Genomic DNA, 26,755 nt, shown 5'->3' on the forward strand with positions numbered 1-26,755 from the left:
CAAACAAGCAGGCCCGCAATGGATGGTGCCTGCTTGTTTTTTAAGCAACAATTTCGATATCGGAGACCACCTCACAGGCAACCTGCGAACTTATTTGGTAAAAAGACTCGTGGTTAACCCCTCCATAATCCCTTTACCAAGAAAAGGGGCAAGCGGTAGGACGGCTCCCAGACCTTGTTCCTCCACAAGCTTCCGGGCACACTCATTCAATACTTCCTCGCTCAGAAAAGGAGCAAGCGGTACCAGATCAATAAACTCTCCGCGTTCGCATGTCTTCCTGGCACATTCATCTAACACTTCTTCACTCAGAAAAGGCGCCAGTGGTAAAAGGTCGATTATTTCCCCGCTCTCCATAGCCTTCCGTGCGCATTCATCCAGCACTTCTTCACTCAGAAAAGGGGCCAGTGCCACCAGATTGCTGATTGGCCCGATCTCTATCACCTTCCTGGCGCATTCATCCAGCACTTCATCACTCAGAAAAGGAGCCAGCGCCACCAGGTCGCCGATTGGCCCGATCTCTATCACCTTCCTGGCGCATTCATCCAGTACTTCCTCACTCAGAAAAGGAGCCAGCGCCACCAGGTCGCCGATTGGCCCGATCTCTATCACCTTCCTGGCGCATTCATCCAGTACTTCCTCACTCAGAAAAGGAGCCAGCGCCACCAGATCGCCAATCGGCACATTGGCCTTTACATGCTCAAACACCTCTTCGATTTGTTCCGTCTTAAGCAGCGGCGCAACTTCCAATATTTCTATTGCAGATACCTCATGCTGATGCAGGTAATCCTCAGTTGCATTTTCCAGCACACTTGTTAGGATCGCTGTCCCCCTACCCTCTTCCAGAATCTCCTCAATAGAGACATTAAAGATTTCCGCCAGCTCCGGGAGCTTAGAGATATCGGGCATGCTTGCGCCCCTCTCCCAATTGCTGACCGCCTGATAGCTGATTCCCAGCTTATCCGCAAGCCCCATTTGCGTGAGCCCTGCGGCCCCTCTTAATTTAACGATATTCCTGCCTACCTTTAGCATATCGAACATGTTACCACCCCTTCAGCTGTGATGTCCTCAGTGTATCGATTGCTGCTGATTTTGCATATCAAGCGCTGCTTGAGTGCTTGCCTTCTGCGGCCTGCCGCGGAAAACGGTCACCAAAATTACAGCAGCGATAATAATAACGGCAGCGGTCAGGGTGTTCACGGTTATCTGTTCGCCTGCCAGCAGCCAGCCAAGCAGCACGGCAACTACCGGATTGACGAAGGCGTAGGTCGAAACCAGTGTAGGTTCGGCGTTTTTTAGCAGCCAGATGTAGGCCGTGTAGCCTATAATCGAGCCGAAGACGATTAGATAACCCAGAGCTGCGTACGAACGGAGGGAAATGGCCGGTACGTCCATCTTAGACCAGTCGCCGGTAAAGAAGGAGAAAACCAGCAGCAGTGCGCCACCTGTCAGCATTTGCGCAGCCGTGGACATCAGCGGAGAATCCGGTATCCGGGCGCTGCGTGAGTACATGGAACCTGCCGCCCAACTAAGGGAAGCTGCCAGCAGGGTAATAATGCCGATCAGGTCGGTTGCAGTGCCATTGTCTCCCTGCCCCGGCTGGAAGACCAGAACGGCGATGCCCAGCAGTCCAAGCACAATCCCGGCAATAACACCGGGATTTGGACGCTTGCCGCTGCGGCCAAACCACCCGAACAGCATCATCCAGACGGGCACCGCAGCGACGATCAGAGAAGCAATAGATGAAGAGACCCTTTGCTCCGACCAGGCCACCAGTCCATTGCCTCCAAGCAGCAGCAGTGCGCCGACGATGGCCGAAGACCGCCACTCGCGTCCTGCCGGGCGCTTAGCACCGCTTAATCTGGAAATGACATAGAGTAAAGCTCCGGCCACAAAAAAGCGGATTCCGGCCATCAGAAAGGGCGGCATGGTCTCTATCGCGACCTTCATGCCGACATAAGTTCCTCCCCAAAATAAATAAACAGACAACAACGCGATGCCAACCCCATACATCGCGTTAGCTCCATTCTTTTGCAGCATACTGCACCTTCCTATCTTATAAAAATTTGTACAGCCTCAAGACCGGGATTTGAAGGCCGATGATCTTGCCTGTCGTTTCCTTGAAGCTCTGGCTGACCACCTTCACTGAGATCATGACTTTGATTTTCTGATCCAGCTTGCCCCAGTCCACAATCCCCTTGTAGCCTTTGATGACTCCGTTCTTCTCCAGCTTACCTACTCTTTGATGTACCGAGGGCCGCGAGATGTACAGCAATATGTGTCGTCAGCACCGCTATATACTACACGCTGTCATAGGTCGGCTCGCTCCGCACAACGCAGCCATAGATACGCTCGAATTATATCGGGTCCACAGTCAATCACCTCATACCGCCAGTATAAATGATTCGGCTCACCTTATGCAGCCCTGTGAAATAGGAGAGCAAGATTACGACAGTACCTGTCTTCCTTGCAGCAACCCAGGAACAAATCGACCAAAGCGGAATCCAACAACGCCATTGTTGCCCTTGAAAATAACGAATTGCAGGCTGTTTTTGTACATGCAAAAAACCCTCAAGACGGAATCCGTATGAGGGTGGCTTAAGCGCTGCTGGCCCGATAAATGTATTTACTACAATAAAAATGCCGTGCAACCGTTTATTTTTAGCTTTAGATGTATTCTGTACAGTTAAAAAAGGACGATAGACTCCTTTTAGCAGGATGAGCTTTAGATAGGTGTACCAAGTACAATTAGCTCCGTTTTATTGCCGATTTCTTCCCTTTTAGTTGCATAGAATGCAGTTACAATTGGAAGATGGCACCTCTGAGCTGTACACAAACTAACCAAAGAGATGAAGCTGTACTCAGAGTTCAGGAATTCACTCCCTGCCGGGCAGTCCGGCCCCGCCAAAAAACTCTCCTTCCTCCAGCCCCGACACAAACCGCTGCAGCCAGGCATAATATTCTCCCGCATGCTGGAGCTTGTCCAGATCCCGCTGGCAGGCCTGCCGTTCCTCTTCAGGAGTGTCCTTCGCCTGGATCAGCTCCTGAAGCTCTGGCATCACCGTACCCATCGCCTCCTGCATGACATCAATTTCCCGCTGAAGCTTCAGGGTGAAGAAGTTTTTGAATGCCTGAAAAAAATCAGTCTCGGCTACATACAGCTCCTTCCGCTCGCGTTTCTCGTCCAGCTTGGTCACCATCCGGGAAGCGATCAGGGAGCGGACGCCGTAGCTCATATTGCTTTTGCTCATATTCATGACCTGCTTCATTTCCTCCAGCGTCATCGGCTTATCCTCAAAGAACATAATCCCGTATAGCTGCCCGTAAGAAAAATTCGCTCCATATAAATCCATCGTCTGCGCTATCGCATCAATCATCGGTCGCAGCAGTTGCTCCCGTGGTGATAAATGCTCGTTGTCCTCGCCAAATGCGGCCTGCTTCATTCGCTGCACCTTCACTCTTTTTTAGAATCGTTCCCTCTACATTACACAATACTGAAGCTTCGTTACAGGTTTTCTGCAAATTTTACACAATTTCCGAACGATGTTTACTTCCGCTTAACCACGGGCTTGTCTCATGAGTGTACAATTTTTTTTGAACAGAGGAGATTTCCTCTGCATTATACCGCAAAATCAAGCTGATGGAATGGGGTATCGGAACGAAAATGACACGCTCAAAGGTTATTAACGGCTTGAAGCCCGTGCTGTTCACGCTGCCGGCGATGGTACCGTTCGTTCTGTTCTGGCTGGCGCCGCTGTTGTATGTGCTGTACCTCAGCTTCACAGAATGGGACTTTATGAGCCCGGAGAAAACTTTTGTCGGACTGCAAAATTATGCCGATCTTTTCAGCAACCCGGCCTTTTACAAAGCGCTGAGAGTGACCGCGCTCTTCTGTGCGGGCAGTGTGCTGCCGATCATTCTCCTGGGACTCGGACTTGCGCTGCTGATGAACCGCAAGCTGAAAGGCTCCGCACTTTATCAGGTGCTGCTGTTCTCGCCATGGGTCACGCCAACCGTCGCTGTATCCATTGTCTGGTCGTGGATCTATGAGCCTGAGGTCGGCCTTGCCAATACGGTGCTTGATTTCCTTGGACTCGGGAAAATCGGCTGGCTGCAGGACCCCAAATGGGCGCTTGTGGGAGTCCTCCTGGTGACCATCTGGAAATCCGTGGGCTGGGCGATGATCTTTTATCTGGTGGCACTGCGGAATGTGCCTTCAGACCTGCTGGAAGCCGGGGAGCTTGATGGCGCAAGCGCTGCTCAGAAGTTCTTTCGCATCACTCTGCCACTGATCTCGCCAACCACCTTGTTTCTATTCGTGGTGCAGCTTATCCAGGCCCTTCAGGCCTACGATCAGATCAACGTGCTGACCCAAGGCGGCCCCTCCGGCTCCACCCGCACGCTGCTGTATCTGTATTATCAGTCCGCCTTCGAATCCTTCCAGATTGGAGAGGCTTCCAGTGTAGCTGTTGTCCTTGTCATCATCTGCATGCTGCTGTCGGTATTCTCATTTGGCCTCAGCAAACGGACGACCCATTATCAATAATCCGTACATTTTCCAAGAGGAGGTCTCACCGCTTGCGTATATTCACACGGCTGGGCGGACCGGCCCGTCATCTTTTTTTTGCCACGCTTGCCCTGCTGATGGCTTTCCCGTTCTACTGGATGGTCACCAGCGCGCTGAAAACCAATGATGAAATCTGGCGTTCCCCGCCTACACTCTGGCCTGAAGTGCCGCTCTGGGGGAATTTTGCCGCAGCCTGGAATGAGGCCCCGTTTGCAAGATACATGGGCAACAGCATTTTCGTCGCCACTTCCATCGTCATTCTGCAGATCATCAATTCCGGCATGATGGCCTATGCACTGACGCATATGAAATTCCGCCTGAAGGGGCTTTTTGCCGGAGTGATCCTGTTCGGTTATATGGTTCCGGCTACAGCGGTCTACCTGCCCGGCTATCTTGTGCTGTCCGAGCTGCACCTGCTGAATTCCTACGGCGGCCTGATTCTCTCCAACTCTGTAAGCATCTTCGCGATCTTTCTGATCCGGCAAGCGTTCCTGCAGGTATCGCATGAGCTGGTGGAGGCCGGTGAAGTGGACGGCGCCTCGCATATGCGGATTCTGTGGACGGTGCTGGTGCCGGTTACGAGGTCATCCTTTGCCGTGCTGGCGCTGATTACCTTCATTGATCAGTACAACAATTATTTCTGGCCGATGCTGATTACCAAAGACCCTGACCTGCAGTTAGTCTCGGCTGGCCTGCGCAGCTTTTTCGTGGAAGGGGGTGCATACGGATTACAATGGCCGCTGATCATGGCCGCCAGCGCCTTCACCATCGCCCCGCTGCTGCTTGTCTTCCTGCTGGCGCAGAAAACGATTATGCAAAGTGTCAATATGACGGCAGGCTCCAGTAAAGGCTGAATCTTACATTTTTGAACAAAGAGGAGAATGATGATGAACGTATTTAAAAGGTTGTCGGCGGTATCTATGATTGCCGGATTCACAGTGCTCACGGCTTGCGGCGGAAATTCCGCTTCGGACAACGTTACGGCGGGAGGCGGTGCCTCCGCAGCTCCTGCGGCAGACGCCCCTCCAGCCCAAAGCGAACCGGTAACCATTGAATTCTGGTATGGACTTGGCGGCAAGCTTGGCGAGAATATGGAATCACTCATCCAAAAGTTCAACGCCTCGCAGCAGGAGGTCATCGTCAAAGGCATCGTGCAGGCAGACTACAGCGAAACCGAACAGAAGCTTCAGGCGGCCATTGCTACCGGACAGGTTCCTGCAGCCGTGCTCTCCTCCAATATGGACTGGGCGCGTAAGGGATATTTCTCTCCGATGGATGAGCTGATCACCCAGCAGCCGGATTTTAATAAAGAGGATTTTGTCCAGACCTTTCTGAACCAGGGCCAGGTTGACGGCAAGCAGTATTTCCTTCCGATGTACGGAACGACACAGATTATGTATTACCGCAAGGATGCTTTTGAGAAAAGCGGCATCGATGCCAGCCAGCTGAAGACCTGGGAAGACCTGGCGGCAGCCGCTGGGAAAATGGCCGTTAAAGACGGCGGCAAAACAACCTTCTTCGGATGGGAGCCGATGTGGGGCTCCGGCAACATGATTGATGCCGTGCTCAGCAAGGGCGGCAGCGTTCTTAGCGAGGATGGCACCAAAGTAACGATCGACTCTTCGGAGTGGATTGAAACCTGGGATCTGTTCCGCAAATGGATTCACGAGGACAAGACCATGCGCATCCACTCCGGCGGACAAGGCTGGGAGTACTGGTACAAGACCATTGACGATGTGATGAAAGGCCAAGCGGCGGGCTATATTGGCTCCAGCGGAGATCAGGGTGATCTGGATTTCAGCATCGTCTCCGCAATGGAGCAGCCGGGCTGGGCCGGAGTTGGCGAAGGCAAGCCTGTGGCACAAGCGATCATGGCCGGTATTCCTGCCAAAGCCGGGGATGACGAGAAGCTGGCAGCGATGAAATGGCTGACCTACTTCACGAACTCCGAGAATACCGCCTTCTGGTCAATCAACACCGGATATATTTCCGTCCGCCAGTCTGCGCTTGAAGATCCGGCATTCGTCTCCTTCAGCGAGACCAATCCGCAGATCAAAATCCCGTTAATGCAGGCGTCCCACGCCTCCGCCCCCTTCCAGGATCCTACCGGCGGCAAAATCAATGATGCGCTGACCATTGCTGCGGACAAGGTGCAGATTGAAAATATCCCTGCGGCTGAGGCCCTGAAGGAAGCGCAGCAAACTGCCCAGGCTGCACTTGATAAAGTAAAATAAGCGGTATATCGTATCAAGTGGAAACGGCTTCGCCGTCCTTAAAAGGAGGCTATCCATTTCAGCGAGAAATAGGACGTGAATTATTAAATCTAAGGGGGCGGCAGCGTGCCTGAGCTCATCACTCCGCAAGGGGAACATTCCATATCCGCGATTCTGTTCGACAAGGACGGCACACTGCTGCAGTTCGTTTCCCTCTGGGGAAGCTGGGGCGAGTGTTTCCTGGGACAGTTCACCCGGCAGCTGGAACAACGCGGCCTCGAATTCCCGGTTCAGTATCTGGCCTCCCTGCTGGGAACCGTTCACGATGCTGAGGGTAGAATTACAGACTATGACCGGAATGGTCCCTTGGCCATGGGGACGATGAGCGACCTTTACGCCATTCTGTCCTGGCAGGGTTACCTGCTAGGCTTATCCTGGGCCGAGTCCAAGGAACTGGTAGAGCTCTGCCGTCAGGAAGCAGATGTAATGCTGGAGCGCAGCCGCCCGGTGCTCCCGCTTCCCGGCCTGCTCCGGTTCCTTGACGACTGCACAGCCAAGGGCATTGCTCTGGCTGTAGTGACCGCCGATGAAACAGCGGCGGCCGAAAATCACCTCCGCTGGCTCGGTATCCAACATTATTTCTCTGCCGTGATCGGTACGGATCAGGTCGAGCGGGGCAAGCCGTTCCCAGACATGGCGATGCTCGCCTGTGAGCGGCTTGGGGTACAACCTGCCGAGGCCGCCGTGATTGGCGATACGAACGGCGATATGCGGATGGCTAAGGCCGCCGGGGCAGCTTTAGCCGTCGGGATTGCCGGCGCAGCGGATATATCAGTGCGCGGTCTTTTGCCGGATGCAGATTCTCTGGTGCAGTCCTATGCAGAACTAAGTATTGGAAGGAATACAAGGTGAGGGCCGAAGGGGTGTGGGCCTGGGTTTTTCTCGCGCTGGCGATTCTGTTCGAGCTCTCGGGAACCATCTCCATGAAAATATCCCACGGTTTCACCCGGATCTGGCCCTCCGTGCTGATGTTCCTGTTCTATGGGATCAGCTTCACCTCGCTGAATGTAGCGCTCACCTCGATCAAGGTCGGGGTAGCTTATGCGGTATGGTCAGGTGCAGGAATCATCCTGATCTCCGTCGTGGGGGCGGTGTATTTCGGGGAGCGGCTGACACTGTCCTCCCTATTATGGGTGACTGTGATTGTGGCCGGAATTGTGGGCTTGAACATTAGTGCCAAGGGGCATTAACAAAGTTCTATTCATATACTTTGCATTCAGTTTAATACCATGCAATCCAAGGAGGCTCTCTCGCAAATGAGTACAAATGAACCAGGCGGACCACAGCCGCTGCTTACTTTCCAAATTATCACCGATACCCATGTCACTGCCGATCCATCCCATGAGTATAATCTGAATTTCGAGCGGGCGCTGCAGGATCTGGCTCACCATGCCCAGGGCAGCAGCGGGATTATGCATATTGGCGACATTACGGATCATGGCTTCCAGGAAGAATATGAGGAAGTCCACCGTATTCTGCAGCTGCATCAGGCAGCACTCCCGGAGATCCGTTACACCTTGGGAAACCATGATGTGGGCCTTGGCCACTGGGAATCCCGCCTGGCAATGTACACTTCCCGCATGGAAATGCCCGGCCCCTATCATGACCATTGGATCGGCGGGTATCATTTTATTTTCCTGGGAACAGAGGAAGGTCTGCCAACGTTTTGTAAACTGTCGGACGAGCAGCTTCGATGGCTGGACCGTAAGCTTGGGGAAAAACTGGTGGACGGACACTCGAAGCCTGAGCAGCCTGTTTTTCTCTTCCTGCATCAGCCGCTGAAGGACACTGTAGCCGGATCTTTGGAGTCACAAGAGTGGTATGGCGTCACTCAAGATAAGGAGCTGCGCTCCATCCTGTCCAAATATCCTCAGACACTTCTTTTTACAGGCCATACGCATTGGGAGCTTGAAGTCGACAACACGATGTACCCCGGCAACGGCGAGACGGCTTCCATGTTCAATAGTGCTTCGGTTGCTTACCTCTGGACGAATGCGGATGAACACAAGACCGGCAGCCAAGGGTATTATGTGGAAGTCTATACCGACAAAGTCCTTATAAAGGGACGGGATTTCACTACGGGGAGCTGGATTGAATCGGCGCAGTACGAGGTGGTTACGTCCTTAAATGTACGCAGCTAATACCTTGGCGATGCCCGGAACATCCGGTTACATTGACAAAACAGCTATAACAAAAAGCAGCCTTCTCCCGTTAGTGGTGAAGGCTGCTTTTGCATGTCGGCATCATACCATTAATATCAATAGTCGCTGGGCCGGATTAAAACACTGCAGAGCTTGCTGCGGCTACCTTGCCTCAAAACGCAGGCAAAGCAATCTCCGCATAGTTATCTTCAAGGAATTTCTTCACTTCAGGTCCGCTGATGCGCTTCGCCAGCTTTTGGATGGCATCCGAAGCCTGGTTGTCTTCGCGTGCTACCAGGGTGATGGTGAATTCGGAATCTTCGCGTTCTGTAATCAGTGCATCCTTCTTCGGCGTCAGGCCCAGCGGACTGGCATAAGCCGGAGTCATCGCTACCAGATCGGCGTCGTCCAGCATCCGGGCCAGCATCAGCAGGTCCACTTCCTCGAACTTGTAGTTCTTGGCATTTTCGGTGATGTCAGCCTGTGTAGCCTTAATGCCTACGCCTTCCTTAAGCTTGATGAGTCCAGCGTCCGCGAACATTTGCAGGGAACGTCCAATGTTCGACGGGTCGTTGGCCATTACCAGTGTTGCACCTTCCGGCAGTTCGCTGATCGCCTTGTAACGTTTGGAATACCCGCCGTAAATGGCATCATATACAGGCTGTACAGCGACCAGCTTGGAGCCTTTGCTGGCATTAAACTGCTGCATGTAGGGAACATGCTGGAAGAAGTTCGCATCCACTTCTTTGTTCGCCAGCGCTTCGTTCGGCTGCACATTGTCGGACAGCACCACAACCTCCATATCCACACCGTCTTCCAGCAGCAGCGGTTTCACAATATCAAGAATATCCGTCATCGGCGGAATCAGCGAAGCCACTTTAATCTTTACAGGCTCCTTGCTGTCTGCAGCGGGTGCCTCTGCATTCTCCTTGTTATTTCCACAACCGGCAACGATCAACACAAGCAGTGTAAGCGCGAATAGCATTGTTTTTTTCATGAGTTTAACTAACCCCCAACTTTATATTTTGATTTCAAGGTCATAGATGCTTGCAAATTCCTCAGCGTTTATCCAGCAGTCTCGCCGCAGTGCTGCCTGTAAATTGAATCACCTGCACGAGCACAATCATCACGACAATCGCATAGATCATCACTTCCGTCTCGAAGCGCTGGTACCCGTAACGGATGGCGAAATCGCCTACTCCGCCCCCGCCGACAACGCCCATTACAGTCGAGAACGAAATAAAGCTAATCGTAGAAGCAGTCAATCCAAGCACCAGACCGGAACGGGCCTCCACATAAAGAAACTTGAAAATCAGCGAAACCTTTGAAGCTCCCATAGATAAGGCCGCTTCAATCGTCCCCTTCGGAACCTCCAGCAGCGATTGTTCTACCAGCCGCGAGTAATAGGCAATTGCAACAATAGACAACGGCACAGTAGCCGCTACCGTACCAATCGCCGACCCCACGAGGAAGCGGGTGACGGGAATCAGCGCCACAACAAGCAGCAGGAACGGAAACGAACGGACAACGTTGACGATGCTGTTGAGGACAAGAGACAGCAGCTGATTCTCATACAGCTGGCCTTTGCGGCAAAAATAAAGCAGCGTTCCCAGCGGGAGCCCCAGCAGTACGGCTGCACCTACCGAAATGCCTACCATTACAAAGGTTTCCCCTATTGATTGCCACATTTGATCCTGGTATTTCAGCATATCCTCAAACATAGGCTTCCCCCGCTTTGCCGGTAATTTGCTCACGGTAGGAACCGGTATAGCCGACAGGCGCTGTAAAACCAATCTCCCCGCGGGAGAAGGAATCCACGATTCTGCCCTCTTCCATCACAGATACATCACTGCAGATGCTGCGGACAACATCCAGCTCATGGGTGACGATAACAATCGTGACGCCGAGTGTGCTGTTAATCTCTTTCAGCACAGCAAGTATATCCGCCGTTGTTCCCGGATCAAGCGCCGAGGTCGGCTCATCGCAGAGCAGCAGCTTCGGGCTGTTCGCCAGCGCCCGGGCGATGGCTACCCGCTGCCGCTGCCCGCCGCTGAGCTGGGCGGGATACTGCTCCGCCTTGTCCGCAAGTCCGACGAATTGCAGGCATTCCTCCACCCGCTTCATCCGTTCGCTCCGCGGCATACCGGCCAGCTCCAGCGGAATGGCGACATTCCGGCTGACTGTAGCATTGCCGAGCAGATTAAACTGCTGGAAGATCATACCGATCTTCTGCCTCTCCTCACGCAGAGCCTTTTCCGCCATTCCGGTAAGCTTCTTGCCGTCAACCGTAACATTCCCCTCATCCGGCCGCTCCAGCAGATTGATCAGCCGGAGCAGCGTCGATTTGCCGGCCCCGCTGGCCCCGATGATGCCATGGACAGCTCCTGTCTTCACCTCAAGCGATACCTGCCGGACAGCATGATAGCTGCCTTCCTTCAACTTGAAGCTTTTACTCACCCCACTCAGCGATAGAATATGTAAGCCCCCCTCTCCAGAACGCCTATACTATAGCCTTTTATCGCCTCAAACAGTGTACTATAATTATTTAAAATCTGTTTCATTAAAAATCTCTTTAAATAATAAGGTATTTTGTCGTCTGTGTCATCATTTTTCTCAAAATGATATATCAGCGGCATGGAAGAAAAACATGCCCGCAGAAGTAGAAATTAACAAACAAAAAATCCTCCCGGTCAGGAGGACGCGAACTTCAGACATGAAAGGCTCTTGAGATCCCGTTAATCAGCAAGAACACACCCAAGATTCTCAGTACAACTCTGGAGATTTTGTCATCCTTTTTAAAGATGATTCTCCCAAACGCTCCAATCCATACATTGATGATGAGACCTGCGAGCAGCTCGATGATTCCTGCAAGCTCTGTAATGCCCAATATTATCACTTCCCACTCACCGTTATGATTATAATCATCCCTCTAATCCTCTAAGCTCTTTGCGCATAAATACATAAGCTCCGGCCAGTCCCAAGAATCCAATCCCGGCAAGGGCGATAACTGCTGAACCTATCGAACCGTCCCGGATATTCATAACGGATGTTACTTGGATAACCCATGCCTCGGGTGTGAATTTACCGATAGTCCTCATAACCTTAGGAGCGAGTTGCATGGAGAAGAAGGAACCCCCCAGCATCCCGGTAACCGCGACAATAATGGAAGCTGAGGAGGTAAACTGCTTCTGGCTCTTCATAAATGGAAGGATTAGCATGGTTAATCCGATTAAGGCAAATAAATACATGGCAAGCAGCATAACGAGAACAGGCAGATTATGATTTATCATGTTTATTCTCAGCAGATATTTTCCTGAGAGCAGTATGACTGAAATATAAATAATGCCAAATAAAAACGCTGCAGCCATTTTTGAGAGCAGATATTTCATATAGCTGACGGGTGTGCTCAATAGCCGGTTTACGGTTTTGTTTTCTTTTTCGTCGACCAGCGATCTTAAGCCCTGAACGACCACAAACCAAATGAACATCGCCATAAAGCCTGTAAACCTTTCGGCAGCAGTTTTGTTCTCTCCCTCTTCACCGCTGTTCAGAGTCTGCACATTAATGCTCGGTTTCGAAGCACCTTTTAATGCTGTAAATAAATATCTGGACATAGAATCAGCATTCAGCTGTAAATGGCCGGACATATACTCCGAGTCATTGACTACTTTACGAATTGTGCCAGCTTCACCGGCGATGATCTCTTTCAGCAGCGCCCCCTCGCCGTTCTCCTCATTTTGCACAAAGCTGAGGGGAAGCTCCTGTCCTGACAGCAACATGCTGCTGAAATCCTGCCCGATCACAAATCCAAAAGGAATATCCTGCGCGTTCACCTTATTCTTAATGCTCTTCACATCCGTATTAATCACCCGCAAGCCGCTCTGCTGATTAATCAGCTCTAATAATTGCTTGGAGTAGATGCTGTGATCATCATCTGCAGCATATATAGTATCCGGCATGCTGCCTGTGGAGAACGAGAACAGATACGTTAGAATTAGTGGAAGACCCATCATCGCCAAAACGGCTATTCGATTGCTAAATATCTGTTTCAGCTGATGTTTCAGCATGATGATAAATTGCACGAAAACTCCACCTTCTCCCACTGTATTGACTAATGCATACGATAATACAGATGACTCCCAGCCCTATCAGCTCCAGCAAATCTTTATCCGATCCGGCAAGTCCGTTATTTTGGCTGATACTGAGGTACGCATTAATTGCTTTTCCGTTGGGAAGCAGCCTCTGAACGGTCCGCAGACTTTCCGGCAATTCGCTTCTACTGACAAAACTTCCGCCCAAAAAACTGAAAATATACAGCACAGGTGAAGCCAAGCTGGACACAGTCGTATGGTCTTTGGCAATAAATCCCCAGAGCAGCACAAGACTTCCTATGGCAAAAGCATACACAACCGTTACCATTAAAAGCTCAAGGGGCTGGCCCCAGCTCATTGCGAACACCAGCCAGCTGATGAGAATTACGCAAGACATTTGCAATACAATCGCCAGTATAATTCCGCTCAATTTGCCTACAACATACTGCACATCCCAAGCAGGCGTTGAACGTATTCTGAACAAAGTATGGTTTTGCCGCTCATCTACGATACTGTGCACCAGCACAAAGGCCGTCATAATCGAAAACATAACTACCATGGCAATGGAGTAATACTGTATCGCATCTACCGGCACCGCATCCTTTTGCGTTGAAACCGTCGGGATATCCGGGGAACGGCCGCTGAAATTGAATATATGGCTCTGAAGCTCCGCGATTTGGGCTTGCGGAAGGCCGTTACCGCCGTTTGAGAACTGGAGAACCGCAGACTTCTCTTCATTTAACAGGTTGAGCTGCTCACAGAACTGCTCCAGTATAGTCCTCACGATTGCCGTTTGGAGCGTTTTGGAAGATTCTCCGATCACAACAAGGTTCGCCGCCTCCTGCTTTATTGCAGCATAAGTAAAGTTATCCGGCACATATATAAAAACAGCGGCATGACCGTCTTCGACTCTTTTTTTGCCTTCGTCATAGCTGGCCGCTTCCTGCAAATGTATGACTTTCCGCAGATCTTCCCGCATAAAAACATTCTTTAAGGATTTCCCCAAGGCCAGCGGGCTCCCTTGAGCAGCAACGTTTTTATCCGCATTATAAAAAGCAACGTCAAACGCCTTCACACTGGAGTCTGATCCGCCGAATGCCGTACCCAGAATGAGAATCAGTAGAGAAGGAAACAAAATCAGCTTCAGATAGAACCATTTATTTTTGGTCAGCAACCGGAAATCCAGTAAAAATAATGTGATCAGTTTTCGCATGACATCACCTTCTACTCCTCTCTTAAGGCTTTGCCTGTAATTTGGAGAAAAAGGCTTTCAAGATTCATCTCTTCGTACTTGAATCCGGTTAGCCGGATGCCCAGGTTCCTAATATCATCAACAATGTCAATCACACTTCTCTCCCCGGTAGAGACAAGCATACTAATATGTTTGCCTTCCACGGCTGCCTTGGTGACACCGGAGATTTGCTCGAGCTGGCCCAATGCTGCTTCATTTCCTTCACTATAATCCACCGTCAGCGTATCGCAGGCCTTCAAGTTCAGCTTGAGCTCCTCTTTGCTCCCCAGCGCAATAAGGGAACCATGGTCGATTATCGCAAGCCGCTTGCACAGATACTCCACTTCTTCCATGTAGTGGCTGGTATAGATAACCGTCATGCCTCTGTCCTGGTTTAATTTCTTTACCGTTTCCAGAATATGATGCCTGGACTGGGGGTCGATCCCTACCGTAGGTTCATCTAGTACGAGCAATTTAGGATCATTCATCAACGCGGCACCGATATTGACCCGGCGTTTCATTCCTCCCGACAGCTCGGACACCGCCTGGTTTCTTCGTTCTTTGAGTCCAATGATGTCCAGAACTTCCTCGGTTCTGCTCTTCAATCTGCTGCCGTAAAGTCCATATAGACTGCCAAAGAACTCCAGGTTGTCCTTCGTGCTTAACGCCTGGTACAACGCCAAATCCTGCGGTACAATCCCCATTATTTTCTTGATCTCTCTGGGCTTTCCGCTGAGCGGTTTGTGATCGACAGTGATCGTCCCTGCGGTTGGCCTTAGCACAGTGCTTATCATCGACACCATTGTTGATTTGCCTGCACCATTCGGTCCGAGCAAGCCGAACCTTTCACCGCTTTGCACATTTAACGAAATATCCTTTACAGCCGTAAAATCCTTATATTTCTTCGTCACATGGTTCAGTTCAAGCATCAGCGTGGTCCCCTTTGCGATAACTCTTACTCTGTTATCATTTTATCGCCACGCTTCGAACAGGGATATTCACTTAAGTCCCCAATCAAGGGGTTGCTTTAGTAAGCAATTTCAGTATTACTTTAGTCATATAGGTTAGAGGAAGGAAGGTCAGGAGGAGACAAAACAGCCCCTCTCTCCTGAAAAACGGGTGATCATGCGGAGTTATATATTAAGCTTCTGCAAATACAGGGTCAATTCGGTTCTGTTGTTTAATTCAAGTTTGTTAAGCATTCTGGAAACATAGTTTTTTACCGTGCCTTCTGTAATAAACAGCTCGTTGCTGATGGTTTTGTTGCTTTTTCCCTCCATAATCCCCTTGGCCACCTCAAGCTCTCTTGGCGTGAGCCAGGGGGAGACAGTGGGAGTTCTATTCTCCGTTGGCAAACTATGAATCGTCCCCGCCGAGTTAAGGGCGTCCACCAATTCCCGGGTAATCTGCGGATTCAGCATAATGTTACCCTCGCAGGCCGATCGAATGGCCGCCATGATATCCTCTGAAGCCGAATCCTTAAGGATGTATCCATCCGCTCCATGCTTAAGCCCGGCAAGGATAAACTCCCTGTCATTAAAAGTAGTAAGGATGATTACTTTAACCCCCGGATACCCCTCTTTCACAGCTTTGGTCGCCTCAATCCCATTCATCAGCGGCATTTTGATATCCATCAAAATCACGTCAGGAGAGTAATCGGCCAGCAGCCGGAGTAGTTCCTGTCCATTTGCTGCCTCTCCGATTACCTTTGCATCCGCTTGAAGGCTCAAAACCATTTTCAAGCCTTCCCTGACAATCAGTTGATCGTCTGCAATTATAATACTCACCATAACTGCTGCTCCTCCTTGCCTATGCTAGAAATCAACCATTTTAGGAATATTCGCCTGCACTTTAAAACCTGAATCCTGATTAGAATCAAATTGAACGGTACCGCCCAAAGCGTGAATCCGCTGTTCGATCCCCTGAATTCCGTTCGACTTGATAACCTCCCTGCATCCCGTTCCGTTGTTAGCAATAAGCAATGAAATCTGCCGGGGATTTTTATGAATGGCCAGGGAGAAAAGTGTGGCTTTCCCATGTTTGATTCCATTAGTGATTGATTCCTGAACCGTTTTATAAATGCAGTCTTTAATTTCGAAGTTCACAGCTTCTATGTCCTCATCCATATTGAGTTCAAACCGGGTTTGCCCGGCCGCTTGGAAATGGGCGAAGAGGTTAAGGAGCTGGCGCCGGAGTGAAAGCTCCTGCTCCTGTACGTGATGCTCCTCATTCAGCAGCAGCACAGCCTGTCTGAGCTGCACCATACATTCTCTTGACAGCTGGTAGGATTGGCCAACAACACTCCTGATTTTGTCCGTTTCCAGGTCTACAGCTTTGTGGGCGAATTCTAGATGCATATTTAATGCAGTCAGATAATGCCCCAATGAATCGTGCAGCTCCTGGGCAATCCTTGTTCTTTCTTTGCTCAGCGTCAGCTCTCTGACCGTTACTGAATACTGTTTCAGCGCCAAATTAGCCTTCTCCAGTTCCTGATTCAGCACTTGTGTTCTGGCCTTCTCAATCATAGCATTCCTGAATAGGTAGACAATGGCGAACATGATTGCATAGGAAGTTATTATGTATTTTATTGCGGTATGACCGGCTGCCAGAGAAGCGCTGAAAATCCCCATATGCAACAGCAAAAGAGGCACAGGTACCTTCCGCGTACCCACGATGAGCTCCACAAGCAAAATAATGATATAAAGCTGTGTTCCGGTACAATACACTTTCCACAGCAAAAAACCAGCGCATAAATTGCTCAACACAAAAGAAAAAGACCACAGCGTCCCCGCTACGGATAAGTATCTGCTTCTGGCATAATCATTGATTAGCAGCAGCAAAGCAAAACACGCCAAAAATACCGCTGATCCGGGATCAGCGGCATAATCTTTAAGCAGCACAGCGAATACGGATAATACGGCGAACACTCTGATTATTTTCTCCGCAAACACTCGGACACCTTTGCCCGTAAAGCTTTCCATGGCCGACCCACCTCTTTAGCCACAGTATAGCATACACAGTTTCGGGCTGACGGGACTTACCGCACTTGGAGAGTATTGCAAAATTGAATACAGCAGTGCAGCGGCCCTAAAACGCCCAACTGGGGGGAAATGCCTTAGTTGAATTCTGCGCCGAAACTCCTCCAGCCGTAATCATGGTTTCGTCTGCCTTCTCTCATGCTCCAGTCTCAGCTGTTCCGTACAGCAAGCCGGTTATAAGCAGGTCCCAGGCATAAATATCATTTCTGTAACGTCCGACAACCGTATCAATATGCGACTTCAACCGGGCCAGCAGCGTCTCCTTACTTACCGGACTCCCCGCCTTGTCCTGGAACAGCCAGTCGGTCGTCTGATTATGCCAGACCAGGGTATGGCCGCGCATCTCCAGCTGATGCTTCCGGGCAAAGGCAACCAGCTTGTCCGCCCCACTGAAATCATACACATCCTCTGCCGGATGCAAGCTCTCAAATTTCATTTCGTTCTCTGCGGTAATGCTATTAAAATGGTAGGCAAGCAAATGTTCCTGCGACACTATCGTCCGCGGATTCACCGCCGCTCCAATCTTGAAATGATCCGTGAACACTGCCTTCAGCGCAGGCTCGGTAAAGCTGTTAATGCCCCTCATGAGTTGCCCTCCTAAAAGTTTTGTTAGCATAGACTTAAGTTTTGTTAGCCTAGAATGAGCGGTAATCAAACCAGTCGAAGTAAGCCGTCGCTTCCGCTGTTTTGCCATGGCCTGTAGCGTACAGGCCGATTACGACACCGGTAAAACCGTTGCCTTCTACCGCCTGCGGCGACAAGGCATAGGCAGCTCCCGAAGCCAGCTTGGTCCATTTCTCACCGTCCAAGGAATAGAGAAGATAATATTCGGCAGCATCGGCTGCAATTTTCAGGTAGGCTTTGCCGGTTGGGGCAGGAACCTCCCCCGCAAGCTGTGTATGTCCTTTCACCGTCAAATAGGCGGATATCACTCTTTGGCCGTCTTTTTGTGCCAGGCCTATTTCATAATGCGCCTGCTCATTCATACGGGCGCATAGACCGGCTTCTTCACCGTCCGCCCCGCTATCCAGCTCCAGCAGCGTGCTCCATTCCGCAGCCACATGCTGCTGCCTTCTGCCGGCGAAAGCCACCTGGCCGATCTCGTTCAGACTTCCCGGCTGTCCGCGAAGCGCCAGCCAGCCCGGACGTGCCTGCAAAGACCAGCTGCCCTCTGCCGGATTGCGCAGAAAGGTCAGTGCATACGGTAGTACGCTGTCTGCAAATTCATGCCGCCCGTTATATTCAACAGGCTGCGGCGAACCTTTTGACGGACGCGCCACGTTCATCTCCAGCTCAACTGTTCCTTCATTATTATCAATCATCGGCCAGCCGTCTTCATTCCAGTGCACCGGTGCAAGATATGTCTCCCGTCCGAGCACCCCGTAGCCGTGTTCTCCAAGCCTCACACCCAGAAAGACAGCCCACCAGTTCCCGTCCGGCCCCTCAATCAGATCGGCATGGCCCAAATACTGAATCGGATGATCGATCCCTCTGTGTGTCAGAATGGGCTGCGGCAGCCGCTCGAACGGCCCGTACGGAGAACTGCTGCGCCCGATAATCTCACGGTGTTCCTTGGCCGTCCCGCCTGAGGCAGCCATAATATAATACAATCCGTTTATCTTGTATAAATGCGGCCCTTCCGTCCAAGGCCCGCCGTCGCCGGTCCAGATCACAACCGGTTCGGTCAACGCCTCTCCCGTAGTGATATTAATCTCATATTGGATGACATGGGAATCATAATTAGCTCCCTGCTGAGTGGTCACATAAACTTTGCCATCCTCGTCAAACATCAAGGAAGGGTCGATCCCCCCGAACGGGACACTGATCGGATCTGACCAGGGCCCCGCAGGATCGGTTGCTGTAACGTAAAAGTTGCCTCTTCCCCGCACATCCGTTGTAATCATGTAGAAGGTTCCTTCATGATAGCGGATCGTCGGTGCATAAATGCCGTCGGAGCTGCCGCAGCCGCGGATATCCAGCTGGCTGATCCGGTCCAGCACATGGCCGATCTGTTTCCATTGAATCAGATCCCGGCTGTGAAAAATCGGCACTCCCGGAAAATATTCAAAGGAGCTGCACACCAGATAATAATCTTCCCCAGCCCGGGTTATGCTCGGATCGGGATAGAAGCCCGGAAGAACCGGGTTCGAGTATTGTGTTGAAGACGGGTTCATAGCCTGCAGACAACCTTTCTGTATCAGTAATTATGATTGCGTTATTCCTTCACACTGCCCACATTCAGGCCCACAACAAAATATTTCTGCATGAATGGATAGACGAGCAAGATAGGTACCGAAGCCACTACGGTAATAGCGGCCCGGATCGACAACGGCGTCACCAACGCTCTGGCCGATTCCTGATCCATCCCTACCCCGGCGGAAACGTTCGGATTGCTGTTGGAATTCATCGTTGAAGATAACAGCTTCATCAGCTCATATTGCAGGGTACTAAGATTCTGTCTGGAAGAGGTATAGATAAAGGCATCAAACCAGGAGTTCCATGCGCCGACAGCCACAAACAGGGCAATGGTAGCGAGCACCGGTTTGCACAAAGGGAAAACAACCTTCATGAAAATTCTGAAATCCCCTGCACCGTCGATTCTCGCCGATTCCAGCAGACTTTCCGGAATCGTGCCGATGTACGTACGGATGACGATCATATTAAATGCGCTGATCATGGACGGGAGAATATATACCCAGAAGCTGTTCAGCAGGTGCAGATCCTTGATCAGGAAATACCCTGGAATCAAACCGGCACTGAAATACATGGTGAGTACAAAGATCACAGTAATCGGCTTGCGGAATACATATTCCCTCCGGCTTAATGTGTAGGCAAGCATGGTCGTCAGGAAAATGTTTAGAATCGTTGAAATCACTGTGCGCGCCACTGATATCAGAAATGCGTCATAAATCGTCCCCGAGGCAAAGATTGCCTTGTAGTTCTGAACAGTCCAGACTCTCGGCCATAAGTAAATGCCGCCGCGGATCGTATCATTGCCCGCGTTGAACGAAACAGCAATGGTATTAAGGAACGGATATAATGTCACAAGCACCAGGCAGATCATAAAGACCGTATTGAACGAAGTGAATAGAATCGGTTCAAGCCTGCCGGTGCCTAAGCTCTTTTTCATCGTGAAGCCTGCTTTTTTCTGAGGGCTAATTTGTCGGTTATCCATGGTTATAACAGCCTCTCTTCCCCAAGCCGCTTAGAAATTCCGTTAGCCATAAGCAGCAATGTTACGCTGACGACGGTTTTGAAAATCCCGCCAGCAGTCGCGAGTGAATAATTCCCTTGGGCAAGCCCGTATTTAAGCACGAATATATCTATCGTTTCCGCCCAGTCCACAACAAGCCCGTTGCCGAGCAGGTACTGAACCTCAAAGCCCGCTTCCAGGACATGCCCTATGGACATAATCATCAGAATTACGATCGTTGCTTTAATACCAGGCAAAGTTACAAACATCATTTTCTTGTAGCGGTTCGCGCCGTCAATTTCGGCGGCTTCATAAAGTGCTGGATCAATGGAAGCAATGGCCGCGAGATAAATAATCGTATTCCAGCCGACTTCCTTCCATACATGCGAGGCGCCTACTATTCCCCAGAAATACTTGCCTTCACTGAGCCATAGAATCGGCTCTTTAATCAGATGCAGCTTCATTAGAACGATGTTGACAATCCCGTCATTGATGGACAGCGAGGTGGCCACAATGCCGGTAACAATAATCCAGGACAAAAAGTGCGGCAGATAGGAAATCGTCTGCACGGTTCTTTTCCAGAACACCTTCTTGATTTCATTCAGCAGCAGCGCGAGTACGATGGCCGTAACAAAACCAAGCACAAGATTGATAATCCCCATCGCCAATGTATTGCGCAGCACCCGGAGGAAATTATCATCGGTAAACAGAAACTTGAATTGCTTCAATCCTACCCATTCCTGTTCGCTGAAGGACTTGGCCGGCTTGTAATTCTGGAAAGCCATTGTCCAGCCCCAGACGGGGACATAGGCAAAAAGAATAATATAGAGCATTAGAGGTACAGACATCCATATGAGCTGATTCTGGCTTTTGATCAACGACCAGGTGACGGGCCGCTTCTTCTTCTTTTTCTTGGGATGCCGGACGACGGTATCTATTTCTAGGGTCTCATCCATAGTAGTTGTCTCCCCACTCAATCATTTTAATTTAGCAGGTGGAAGGCCGGAACCGGCCCCCCACCTTTGCTTCGTTATTTACTCCAGTTATCAATTCTCCATTTTATCTGCTCATTGATCTTGTCTTCATAAGCCTTTACATTAGCCTTCTTAACCTCTCCGACATAATCGCCCCAGACGGAATCAAATTCTGCCGGGCTGGCAAGGATGGCTTTAGGCAGGAACTTTGTCGACAATTCATTCAGCTTGGTGTTGGCGATTTTAGCATCCGAGCCTTCCACCAAATCGATGGACCAGGCCGGGTAATAGACAGGGTTAGCAGGGGGTTCGCTGAAGAAATCGACATAGCTGTTAAAGCCATAAGCATCCAGGAACTCCTTGTCAAAAGGTTTTAAGCCGGCTTGATATTCTTCAGGCTGCTCGGAAACGCCGGTGGCATTGCCGTCGTTGAAGCTGCCCTCGATTTTAGGCATCCAGCTGTACAGCGATTTGGCCTTGTTGGCAAGCTGCCATGTCGCATCTGTAGCTTTATCGCGCTGCTCCTGTGTTCTCATGAAGCGGCCTTTCTCGTTCACGATGTAATCCTTGCCTTCAATCCCCCAGGCAAACGTCTTCTGCCAGTCTTCGCTGATCAGTGTATCCAGCAGTTTGATAATCTTCACCGGATCTTTAGCGTTGATGCTGATACCGAAGCCGTTGTTCAGGTTCAAAGCCGCTCTATCGCGATAGTAGTCTTTAGTAGCCTTATCGTATACAAGCGGAAGACCTACGTAAGTACGCTCGATTTTATTCTGCGTGGTCAGCGATTCTTCGGCAGAGCCAAAGTTCCAGTGCTGGTCAAACATCCCCAGAACCGTACCGCTGGACAGCTTCGCCATATACTGGTCATAGTTCTGAACAAAGGTCTCTTTGTCAATCAGGCCCTTCTGGTTGACTTCGTTCAGTTTCTGGTAGTATTGCTTGGCATAATCTTTGTCTGCAAAAATTTCGGCCACGCCGTCATTTACAACTACACCGCCATCGTTCGGATGACCGATCAGATGCTGCGGCGCATTGAACAGACCCCAGTTTCTCCAGTCAGAGTTAAGAATTTCGAACCCGATGGTCGGGCTTCCGTCAATCTTTGGATATTTCTCCTTATATTTTTCGATCAGATCGAAATATTCATCAAGCGTCTTGACCTTTGGATAACCGAACTCCTTGAGAATTGCCTTTTGAATCCAGAAGGCAGGACCCGAGTAATAGGCACTATTGACCTTACCGTTGTACACCCCGTAATTTGGCAGGATATAAATATGTCCGTCATTCGGGTCTTTCATCATGTTCCAGTAATCGGCGTAATGCGCTTTCAAATTTGGTGCGTATTGTTCAATCAAATCTTCAAGCGGAATGTAGGCGCCTGCAGCCGTCAGCTTCGTATTGCCCGTCATCATATCCGGGTAATCCTGGCCGGCAATCATAACACCCAGCTTCTGGTTGATGTCGCCCGCCAAAAATTCAAAATTGAAGCTGGCACCCGTTTCTTCTTTGATTTTCTTGTAAATCTTATTGTCCGGCGTCGGCTGCTGTCCGGCTTCGCCGAGGAAGATGCTGATGTTGAACGGCTCGACTTTGTCGCCCGTAGTTGCAGCCGCCGTAGTTTGTGCTCCACCGGTCTCTTCCGCTTTAGCGTTGTTCTTGGTGTTGTTGTTCCCGCCGCATCCGGCGAGGGTAAAGCTCAGGGATAACAGCATAATCAGGGAAAACTTAAACGTTGTTTTAGACTTGCCCCCCATAAAGCACCTCCATAATTTTTTGACGCCGCATCTTGTAAGCACTTACATTTATAAATTATAGAGGTGATAATGCCTGTAAAATACGACTGAATTAAAGGTGTATCCCCAAAAAGTTTAGAACTTTGCATTCCGGTATTCATTCGGTCCCATATGCATTTTCTTCTCAAATTGCTTCAGAAACTGTCCATAATTGGCATAGCCCACCTGCTCGGCAATTTCTGAAAGCTTTAATTTATGCTCACGCAGCAGCACCGTGGACTCCGCGATCCGCAGGTTATGAAGCTGCTCATTGAAGTTGATTCCGTTCTTCTTCATTAGCAGCTGTCCCAGATAAACCGGGTGCAGGAAAAAGACTTCTGCCAGCTTCTGAATACTCAGGCTTTCACGGTAATGCTGCTGGATATACTGATTGATCTCCCGCACGATCCCGTGCGAGCACTTGTCCTGCTCCTGCAGAAGCAGTTCAATACTGCTCTCGCCGAAGGTCCGCAGGTGGTCCATTAGCCCGCTCAAACTCATCATGGAATGCTGAATTTCAGGAAGCTTAAAGGCCTTGGCCGCATTCTCCCCGTGTTCTCCGCCAGCTTCAGGGGTCAGCTCCTGTATGCGGTACATAATATGAATTGCAAACTTCTTCACTACCTCCGGGGCGACCCGCTTCTCCCGAAAGCCGCGGGCTGCCTCATCCACAGCCTGGCGGTAACCGGCAATATCCAATGTATTGACCGGGCTGAGCAAAGCATCGATCAGCCGGATAGGATCATAGTGATAGCTGAATGTCTGTTCACGGATCTCCCGATAGGCCAACAATCCGGGATTCTCCGGCTGGTAGAAGTAATGCATAAGCGCTTCTTTGGCCGTCCGGTAACAGTTCGCTATATAGCACAAGGATTCTTCATGGTCTCCACACGCAATAAATAAGGGCTGGCCAGGGTACGCCTCCCGCAAGGCAAGCGTCAGCTCATGAATGCCGTCGCCCTCCACGGCATGCGGGGAACTCCCATACACAATGCCGAAGCTTCCCGCATCCAGATCAATCAAATACATCACAGCTTTCCCGGTCAGCAGGGATGCCGCCTTTTCTCTTACCTCTGCGTACATTTCCGGCGCACTTTGAATCAGGCACAGGTTCCAGTAGCTGATACCCTCCGACAGCCTGGCATACAGCGCAGTATAGGTCTTGTCTACCGGATTTTCATTCAGCAGTTCCTTAATAAGAGTGCTGCTCTCCTCCGACGTCGCGATCAGATTCATCATCCGGCTGCGGGTCTCCTGCTTCAGCTCCTGGTGTATTTCCCGCAATTCCTCCGCCGCCTCTTCCGGAAATACCGGTTTGAGCAGATAATGGTTAATGCCGTACCGGATAGCTGTCTGGGCATATTCGAACTCGCTGTAGCCGCTCAGTATGGCAAATTTAATCTCTCTTTGGCCCGCCCGCTGCCAGGCGGCAATCATCTCCAGCCCGTTCAGCAGCGGCATATTCACATCCGTAATGACCAGATCCGGCTCTAGCTCTTTCATCTGCTGCAGCCCTTCCCTGCCATTGCTGCTGGTTCCGCACACCTCGAACCCCAGCTCCTGCCAATCAATCCATAGCAGCATACCCTCCAGGGCACTCGGTTCATCATCGATCAACAGCACTTTATACTTCATGGGTTCCCCTCATTTCCCGGCGGACTAATTTGTTCAAGCAGCTTAAGCGGGATACCGAAGGCAACTACCGTCCCCTGGTTCGGTGCACTGACAATCTCAAAGCGGACCTGATCCGCATAATTCAGCTCCAACCTGCGGTACACGTTGCGGAGTCCGATGTTCGCTCCAAAGGAGTCCTCCGTGGAGATCGCGGACAGCAGCTCTTTCAGCTTCGCGGCCTCCATCCCTTTGCCGTTATCCGAAACCGTGATCTGCAGGCGGTTATCCTGAACCGCTGCCTTCACCCTAATAATGCCAAGCCCCTCTATGGTCTGCAGGCCGTGCTTGCAGGAATTCTCCACAAGCGGCTGCATGCTCAGCTTCGGAATCTTGTACCGCAGCGCCTGCTCATCAATGTCAAACTGATAGTCAAATTTATCCCTGAACCTGAACTTTTCAATCTTCAGATACATCTCAATAAACGACATTTCCTCCTGCACCGACACCACATCCTCTTTCCAGCTGAGCAGCCTGCGCAACAGCTTCGACAAGCTCTTCACAATATCTGTCACATCGGAGTAGTTGTTTTTGGTGCAGACAACAAGAATTGCATTTAAGGTATTGAACAGAAAATGCGGGTTCATCTGGCTTTGCAGGAAATTGAGCTCCGCCCTGACCCGCTCCATCTCCAGATTCTTGCTCTGAATCTCCAGCTTATACACATCATTAATCAACGAATTGATCCTGGAGGTCATCCGGTTGAAATTATGGATCAGGCCGCCGATCTCATCCCGGCCCTCGTCGATGCGGATCAGCTCAAACTTTTCGTTCGATACCTTCTGCATATGTCTGGACAGCCGTTTTACGCGGTAATTATAGGATCTTAACATCACGTAGATAAAGCAGGAGGTCAGCAGGGTGACTGTTGTCGCCAGAACTGCCGCATACAGCTGCATATCCAGAATGGCCTGGGTAAGCCGCTCTCCCTGGGTAATTCCGATAATTCTCCAGCCCTTGAGGTAGTTGGCTGTGCCTACAGCCACAACATGAACGTCCTCCTGCTGGCCGTCATCGAGCTGTTTGAACAGCGGATACGGCTCATCTTTCACCCGCTGGTAACCGCCGTCCGCTGACATGACGATCTGATTCTGCTCGTTGACCAGGTATAGGCTCAGATAGTCTTTTTCCCTCACAATGATGTCGTAAATTTCACTAAGATCCAGATCAATCCGCAGCAGCTTATCAAATTTATTCAGTGAGCTGTAATTGTCCATCTGCTCAACTACACTAAGTGTGGGAATGGACGAGGTGCGGAGCTCGTTCTCGCTAGTCCTGTAAGCGGTGACAATAACCCGGTTGCCCGATGCACTCGCCTGCTTGTACCATTCGCTTTTCCGGACCTTCTGGTTCATGATCTGATAGTTGCCGCCGGACACAATCGATGTATTATTGGTGAACACACTGATCCGCTCGATCTGATTATTCACCGGCATATAGCTGTTGAGCCGGTCCCGCAGCTGCTCATCATAGGTATTGTAAAAATCAATCGAGTCCTTATACGTCCGGTCCAGCATTTCATACAGACTCTTATCCGCAGACAGCGTGTAGCTGACAGCTACGCCACCTTCGATAAAATCATGAACGTCCTTTCGCGCCCGCTCCAAAGAAATCTCCAGGTTCTGCTGCTCCCTTGATTTGATCAAATCCGAGATACGGTCCAGAAAGACCAGATTAATCACCATAATCGGCAACAGCACACCCACGATGTAAATGAGGATGAACTTATAATTCAGGGGAATGTCGTTGACGATATTTCCGAATCTTCTTACTTTTTTGGTTTTCATGCCTCATGCACCCGGCT

25 protein-coding genes and 1 pseudogene are annotated in these 26,755 nt (G+C 50.5%); 6 read left to right on the forward strand and 20 right to left on the reverse strand.

Going from position 1 to position 26,755, the window contains the following annotated elements; genetic code table 11:
• Positions 1–90 precede the first annotated feature (90 nt).
• From H70357_RS34630 to H70357_RS28685, 4 genes are all read right to left on the reverse strand, one after another.
• The gene (locus H70357_RS34630) at positions 91–1,038 is read right to left on the reverse strand and encodes a helix-turn-helix domain-containing protein (RefSeq protein ID WP_052092312.1); all 948 of its coding nucleotides are present in this window, start codon (positions 1,036–1,038) and stop codon (positions 91–93) included.
• Positions 1,039–1,065: 27 nt separating this feature from the next.
• Positions 1,066–2,037, reverse strand: a complete 972-nt coding sequence (gene yedA / locus H70357_RS28675) for a drug/metabolite exporter YedA (protein WP_038596399.1) — start codon at positions 2,035–2,037, stop codon at positions 1,066–1,068.
• Positions 2,038–2,053: 16 nt separating this feature from the next.
• Positions 2,054–2,272: an Lrp/AsnC family transcriptional regulator gene (locus H70357_RS28680; RefSeq protein WP_197073622.1), complete on the reverse strand. Its 219-nt coding sequence runs from the start codon at positions 2,270–2,272 to the stop codon at positions 2,054–2,056.
• Between the two features lie 601 nt (positions 2,273–2,873).
• Positions 2,874–3,440, reverse strand: a complete 567-nt coding sequence (locus H70357_RS28685) for a GbsR/MarR family transcriptional regulator (RefSeq protein WP_038596401.1) — start codon at positions 3,438–3,440, stop codon at positions 2,874–2,876.
• A gap of 221 nt (positions 3,441–3,661) precedes the next feature.
• On the opposite strand from H70357_RS28685, the gene H70357_RS28690 reads away from it, so the two are divergent.
• From H70357_RS28690 to H70357_RS28715, 6 genes are all read left to right on the forward strand, one after another.
• Positions 3,662–4,543: a carbohydrate ABC transporter permease gene (locus H70357_RS28690; protein ID WP_052092706.1), complete on the forward strand. Its 882-nt coding sequence runs from the start codon at positions 3,662–3,664 to the stop codon at positions 4,541–4,543.
• Positions 4,544–4,575: 32 nt separating this feature from the next.
• The gene (locus H70357_RS28695) at positions 4,576–5,418 is read left to right on the forward strand and encodes a carbohydrate ABC transporter permease (RefSeq protein ID WP_052092313.1); all 843 of its coding nucleotides are present in this window, start codon (positions 4,576–4,578) and stop codon (positions 5,416–5,418) included.
• A gap of 33 nt (positions 5,419–5,451) precedes the next feature.
• Positions 5,452–6,798, forward strand: a complete 1,347-nt coding sequence (locus H70357_RS28700) for an ABC transporter substrate-binding protein (RefSeq protein ID WP_038596403.1) — start codon at positions 5,452–5,454, stop codon at positions 6,796–6,798.
• Between the two features lie 105 nt (positions 6,799–6,903).
• Complete coding sequence (locus H70357_RS28705; RefSeq protein WP_038596405.1) at positions 6,904–7,689, forward strand: HAD family hydrolase; 786 nt, start codon at positions 6,904–6,906, stop codon at positions 7,687–7,689.
• A complete protein-coding gene (locus H70357_RS28710; RefSeq protein WP_038596407.1) occupies positions 7,686–8,027 on the forward strand; it encodes a DMT family transporter in 342 nt (113 codons plus the stop codon). Before H70357_RS28705 ends, H70357_RS28710 begins: the two co-directional genes overlap by 4 nt.
• A gap of 66 nt (positions 8,028–8,093) precedes the next feature.
• Complete coding sequence (locus H70357_RS28715) at positions 8,094–8,978, forward strand: metallophosphoesterase family protein (protein WP_038596409.1); 885 nt, start codon at positions 8,094–8,096, stop codon at positions 8,976–8,978.
• A 172-nt stretch (positions 8,979–9,150) separates the two neighbouring features.
• Here H70357_RS28715 and H70357_RS28720 read toward each other — a convergent pair whose 3' ends face one another.
• The 16 genes and pseudogenes from H70357_RS28720 to H70357_RS28795 all read right to left on the reverse strand — a co-directional run bounded on the left by H70357_RS28720 (position 9,151) and on the right by H70357_RS28795 (position 26,738).
• Positions 9,151–9,975 (reverse strand): MetQ/NlpA family ABC transporter substrate-binding protein, encoded by an 825-nt coding sequence (locus H70357_RS28720; protein ID WP_038596411.1) that lies wholly within the window; start codon positions 9,973–9,975, stop codon positions 9,151–9,153.
• A gap of 61 nt (positions 9,976–10,036) precedes the next feature.
• The gene (locus H70357_RS28725; protein WP_038596413.1) at positions 10,037–10,699 is read right to left on the reverse strand and encodes a methionine ABC transporter permease; all 663 of its coding nucleotides are present in this window, start codon (positions 10,697–10,699) and stop codon (positions 10,037–10,039) included.
• On the reverse strand, positions 10,692–11,453 hold the full coding sequence (locus H70357_RS28730) for a methionine ABC transporter ATP-binding protein (protein WP_081965983.1): 762 nt from the start codon (positions 11,451–11,453) through the stop codon (positions 10,692–10,694). Before H70357_RS28730 ends, H70357_RS28725 begins: the two co-directional genes overlap by 8 nt.
• Before the next feature lie 232 nt (positions 11,454–11,685).
• The gene (locus H70357_RS28735; protein ID WP_038596415.1) at positions 11,686–11,865 is read right to left on the reverse strand and encodes a hypothetical protein; all 180 of its coding nucleotides are present in this window, start codon (positions 11,863–11,865) and stop codon (positions 11,686–11,688) included.
• Positions 11,866–11,899: 34 nt separating this feature from the next.
• Complete coding sequence (locus H70357_RS28740; RefSeq protein ID WP_038596417.1) at positions 11,900–13,060, reverse strand: ABC transporter permease; 1,161 nt, start codon at positions 13,058–13,060, stop codon at positions 11,900–11,902.
• Positions 13,014–14,282: an ABC transporter permease gene (locus H70357_RS28745; RefSeq protein WP_038596419.1), complete on the reverse strand. Its 1,269-nt coding sequence runs from the start codon at positions 14,280–14,282 to the stop codon at positions 13,014–13,016. Before H70357_RS28745 ends, H70357_RS28740 begins: the two co-directional genes overlap by 47 nt.
• 11 nt (positions 14,283–14,293) lie before the next feature.
• Positions 14,294–15,229: an ABC transporter ATP-binding protein gene (locus tag H70357_RS28750; protein WP_038596421.1), complete on the reverse strand. Its 936-nt coding sequence runs from the start codon at positions 15,227–15,229 to the stop codon at positions 14,294–14,296.
• Positions 15,230–15,433: 204 nt separating this feature from the next.
• Positions 15,434–16,087 carry a response regulator transcription factor gene (locus H70357_RS28755; protein ID WP_081966265.1) on the reverse strand — a complete coding sequence of 218 codons (654 nt, stop codon included), beginning with the start codon at positions 16,085–16,087 and terminating at the stop codon, positions 15,434–15,436.
• 27 nt (positions 16,088–16,114) lie between these two features.
• Positions 16,115–17,281, reverse strand: a complete 1,167-nt coding sequence (locus H70357_RS28760) for a sensor histidine kinase (protein WP_038596425.1) — start codon at positions 17,279–17,281, stop codon at positions 16,115–16,117.
• A 235-nt stretch (positions 17,282–17,516) separates the two neighbouring features.
• Positions 17,517–17,924, reverse strand: a pseudogene (locus tag H70357_RS28765) (endo-1,4-beta-xylanase); the annotation flags it as partial.
• A gap of 49 nt (positions 17,925–17,973) precedes the next feature.
• A complete protein-coding gene (locus H70357_RS28770) occupies positions 17,974–19,512 on the reverse strand; it encodes a glycoside hydrolase family 43 protein (RefSeq protein ID WP_038596427.1) in 1,539 nt (512 codons plus the stop codon).
• Between the two features lie 41 nt (positions 19,513–19,553).
• Entirely contained in the window at positions 19,554–20,513 is a 960-nt protein-coding gene (locus H70357_RS28775; RefSeq protein ID WP_081965987.1) for a carbohydrate ABC transporter permease, read from the reverse strand.
• Positions 20,514–20,515: 2 nt separating this feature from the next.
• Entirely contained in the window at positions 20,516–21,487 is a 972-nt protein-coding gene (locus H70357_RS28780; protein ID WP_038596429.1) for an ABC transporter permease, read from the reverse strand.
• A gap of 74 nt (positions 21,488–21,561) precedes the next feature.
• A complete protein-coding gene (locus tag H70357_RS28785; RefSeq protein ID WP_038596431.1) occupies positions 21,562–23,262 on the reverse strand; it encodes a type 2 periplasmic-binding domain-containing protein in 1,701 nt (566 codons plus the stop codon).
• Positions 23,263–23,376: 114 nt separating this feature from the next.
• On the reverse strand, positions 23,377–24,915 hold the full coding sequence (locus tag H70357_RS28790; RefSeq protein WP_038596433.1) for a response regulator transcription factor: 1,539 nt from the start codon (positions 24,913–24,915) through the stop codon (positions 23,377–23,379).
• Positions 24,912–26,738 carry a cache domain-containing sensor histidine kinase gene (locus tag H70357_RS28795; protein ID WP_038596435.1) on the reverse strand — a complete coding sequence of 609 codons (1,827 nt, stop codon included), beginning with the start codon at positions 26,736–26,738 and terminating at the stop codon, positions 24,912–24,914. The genes H70357_RS28790 and H70357_RS28795 overlap by 4 nt, the downstream gene beginning before the upstream one ends.
• Between the last annotated feature and the right edge of the window lie 17 nt (positions 26,739–26,755).

This window comes from Paenibacillus sp. FSL H7-0357 (assembly GCF_000758525.1).
Taxonomy (GTDB): Bacteria; Bacillota; Bacilli; order Paenibacillales; family Paenibacillaceae; genus Paenibacillus_AQ.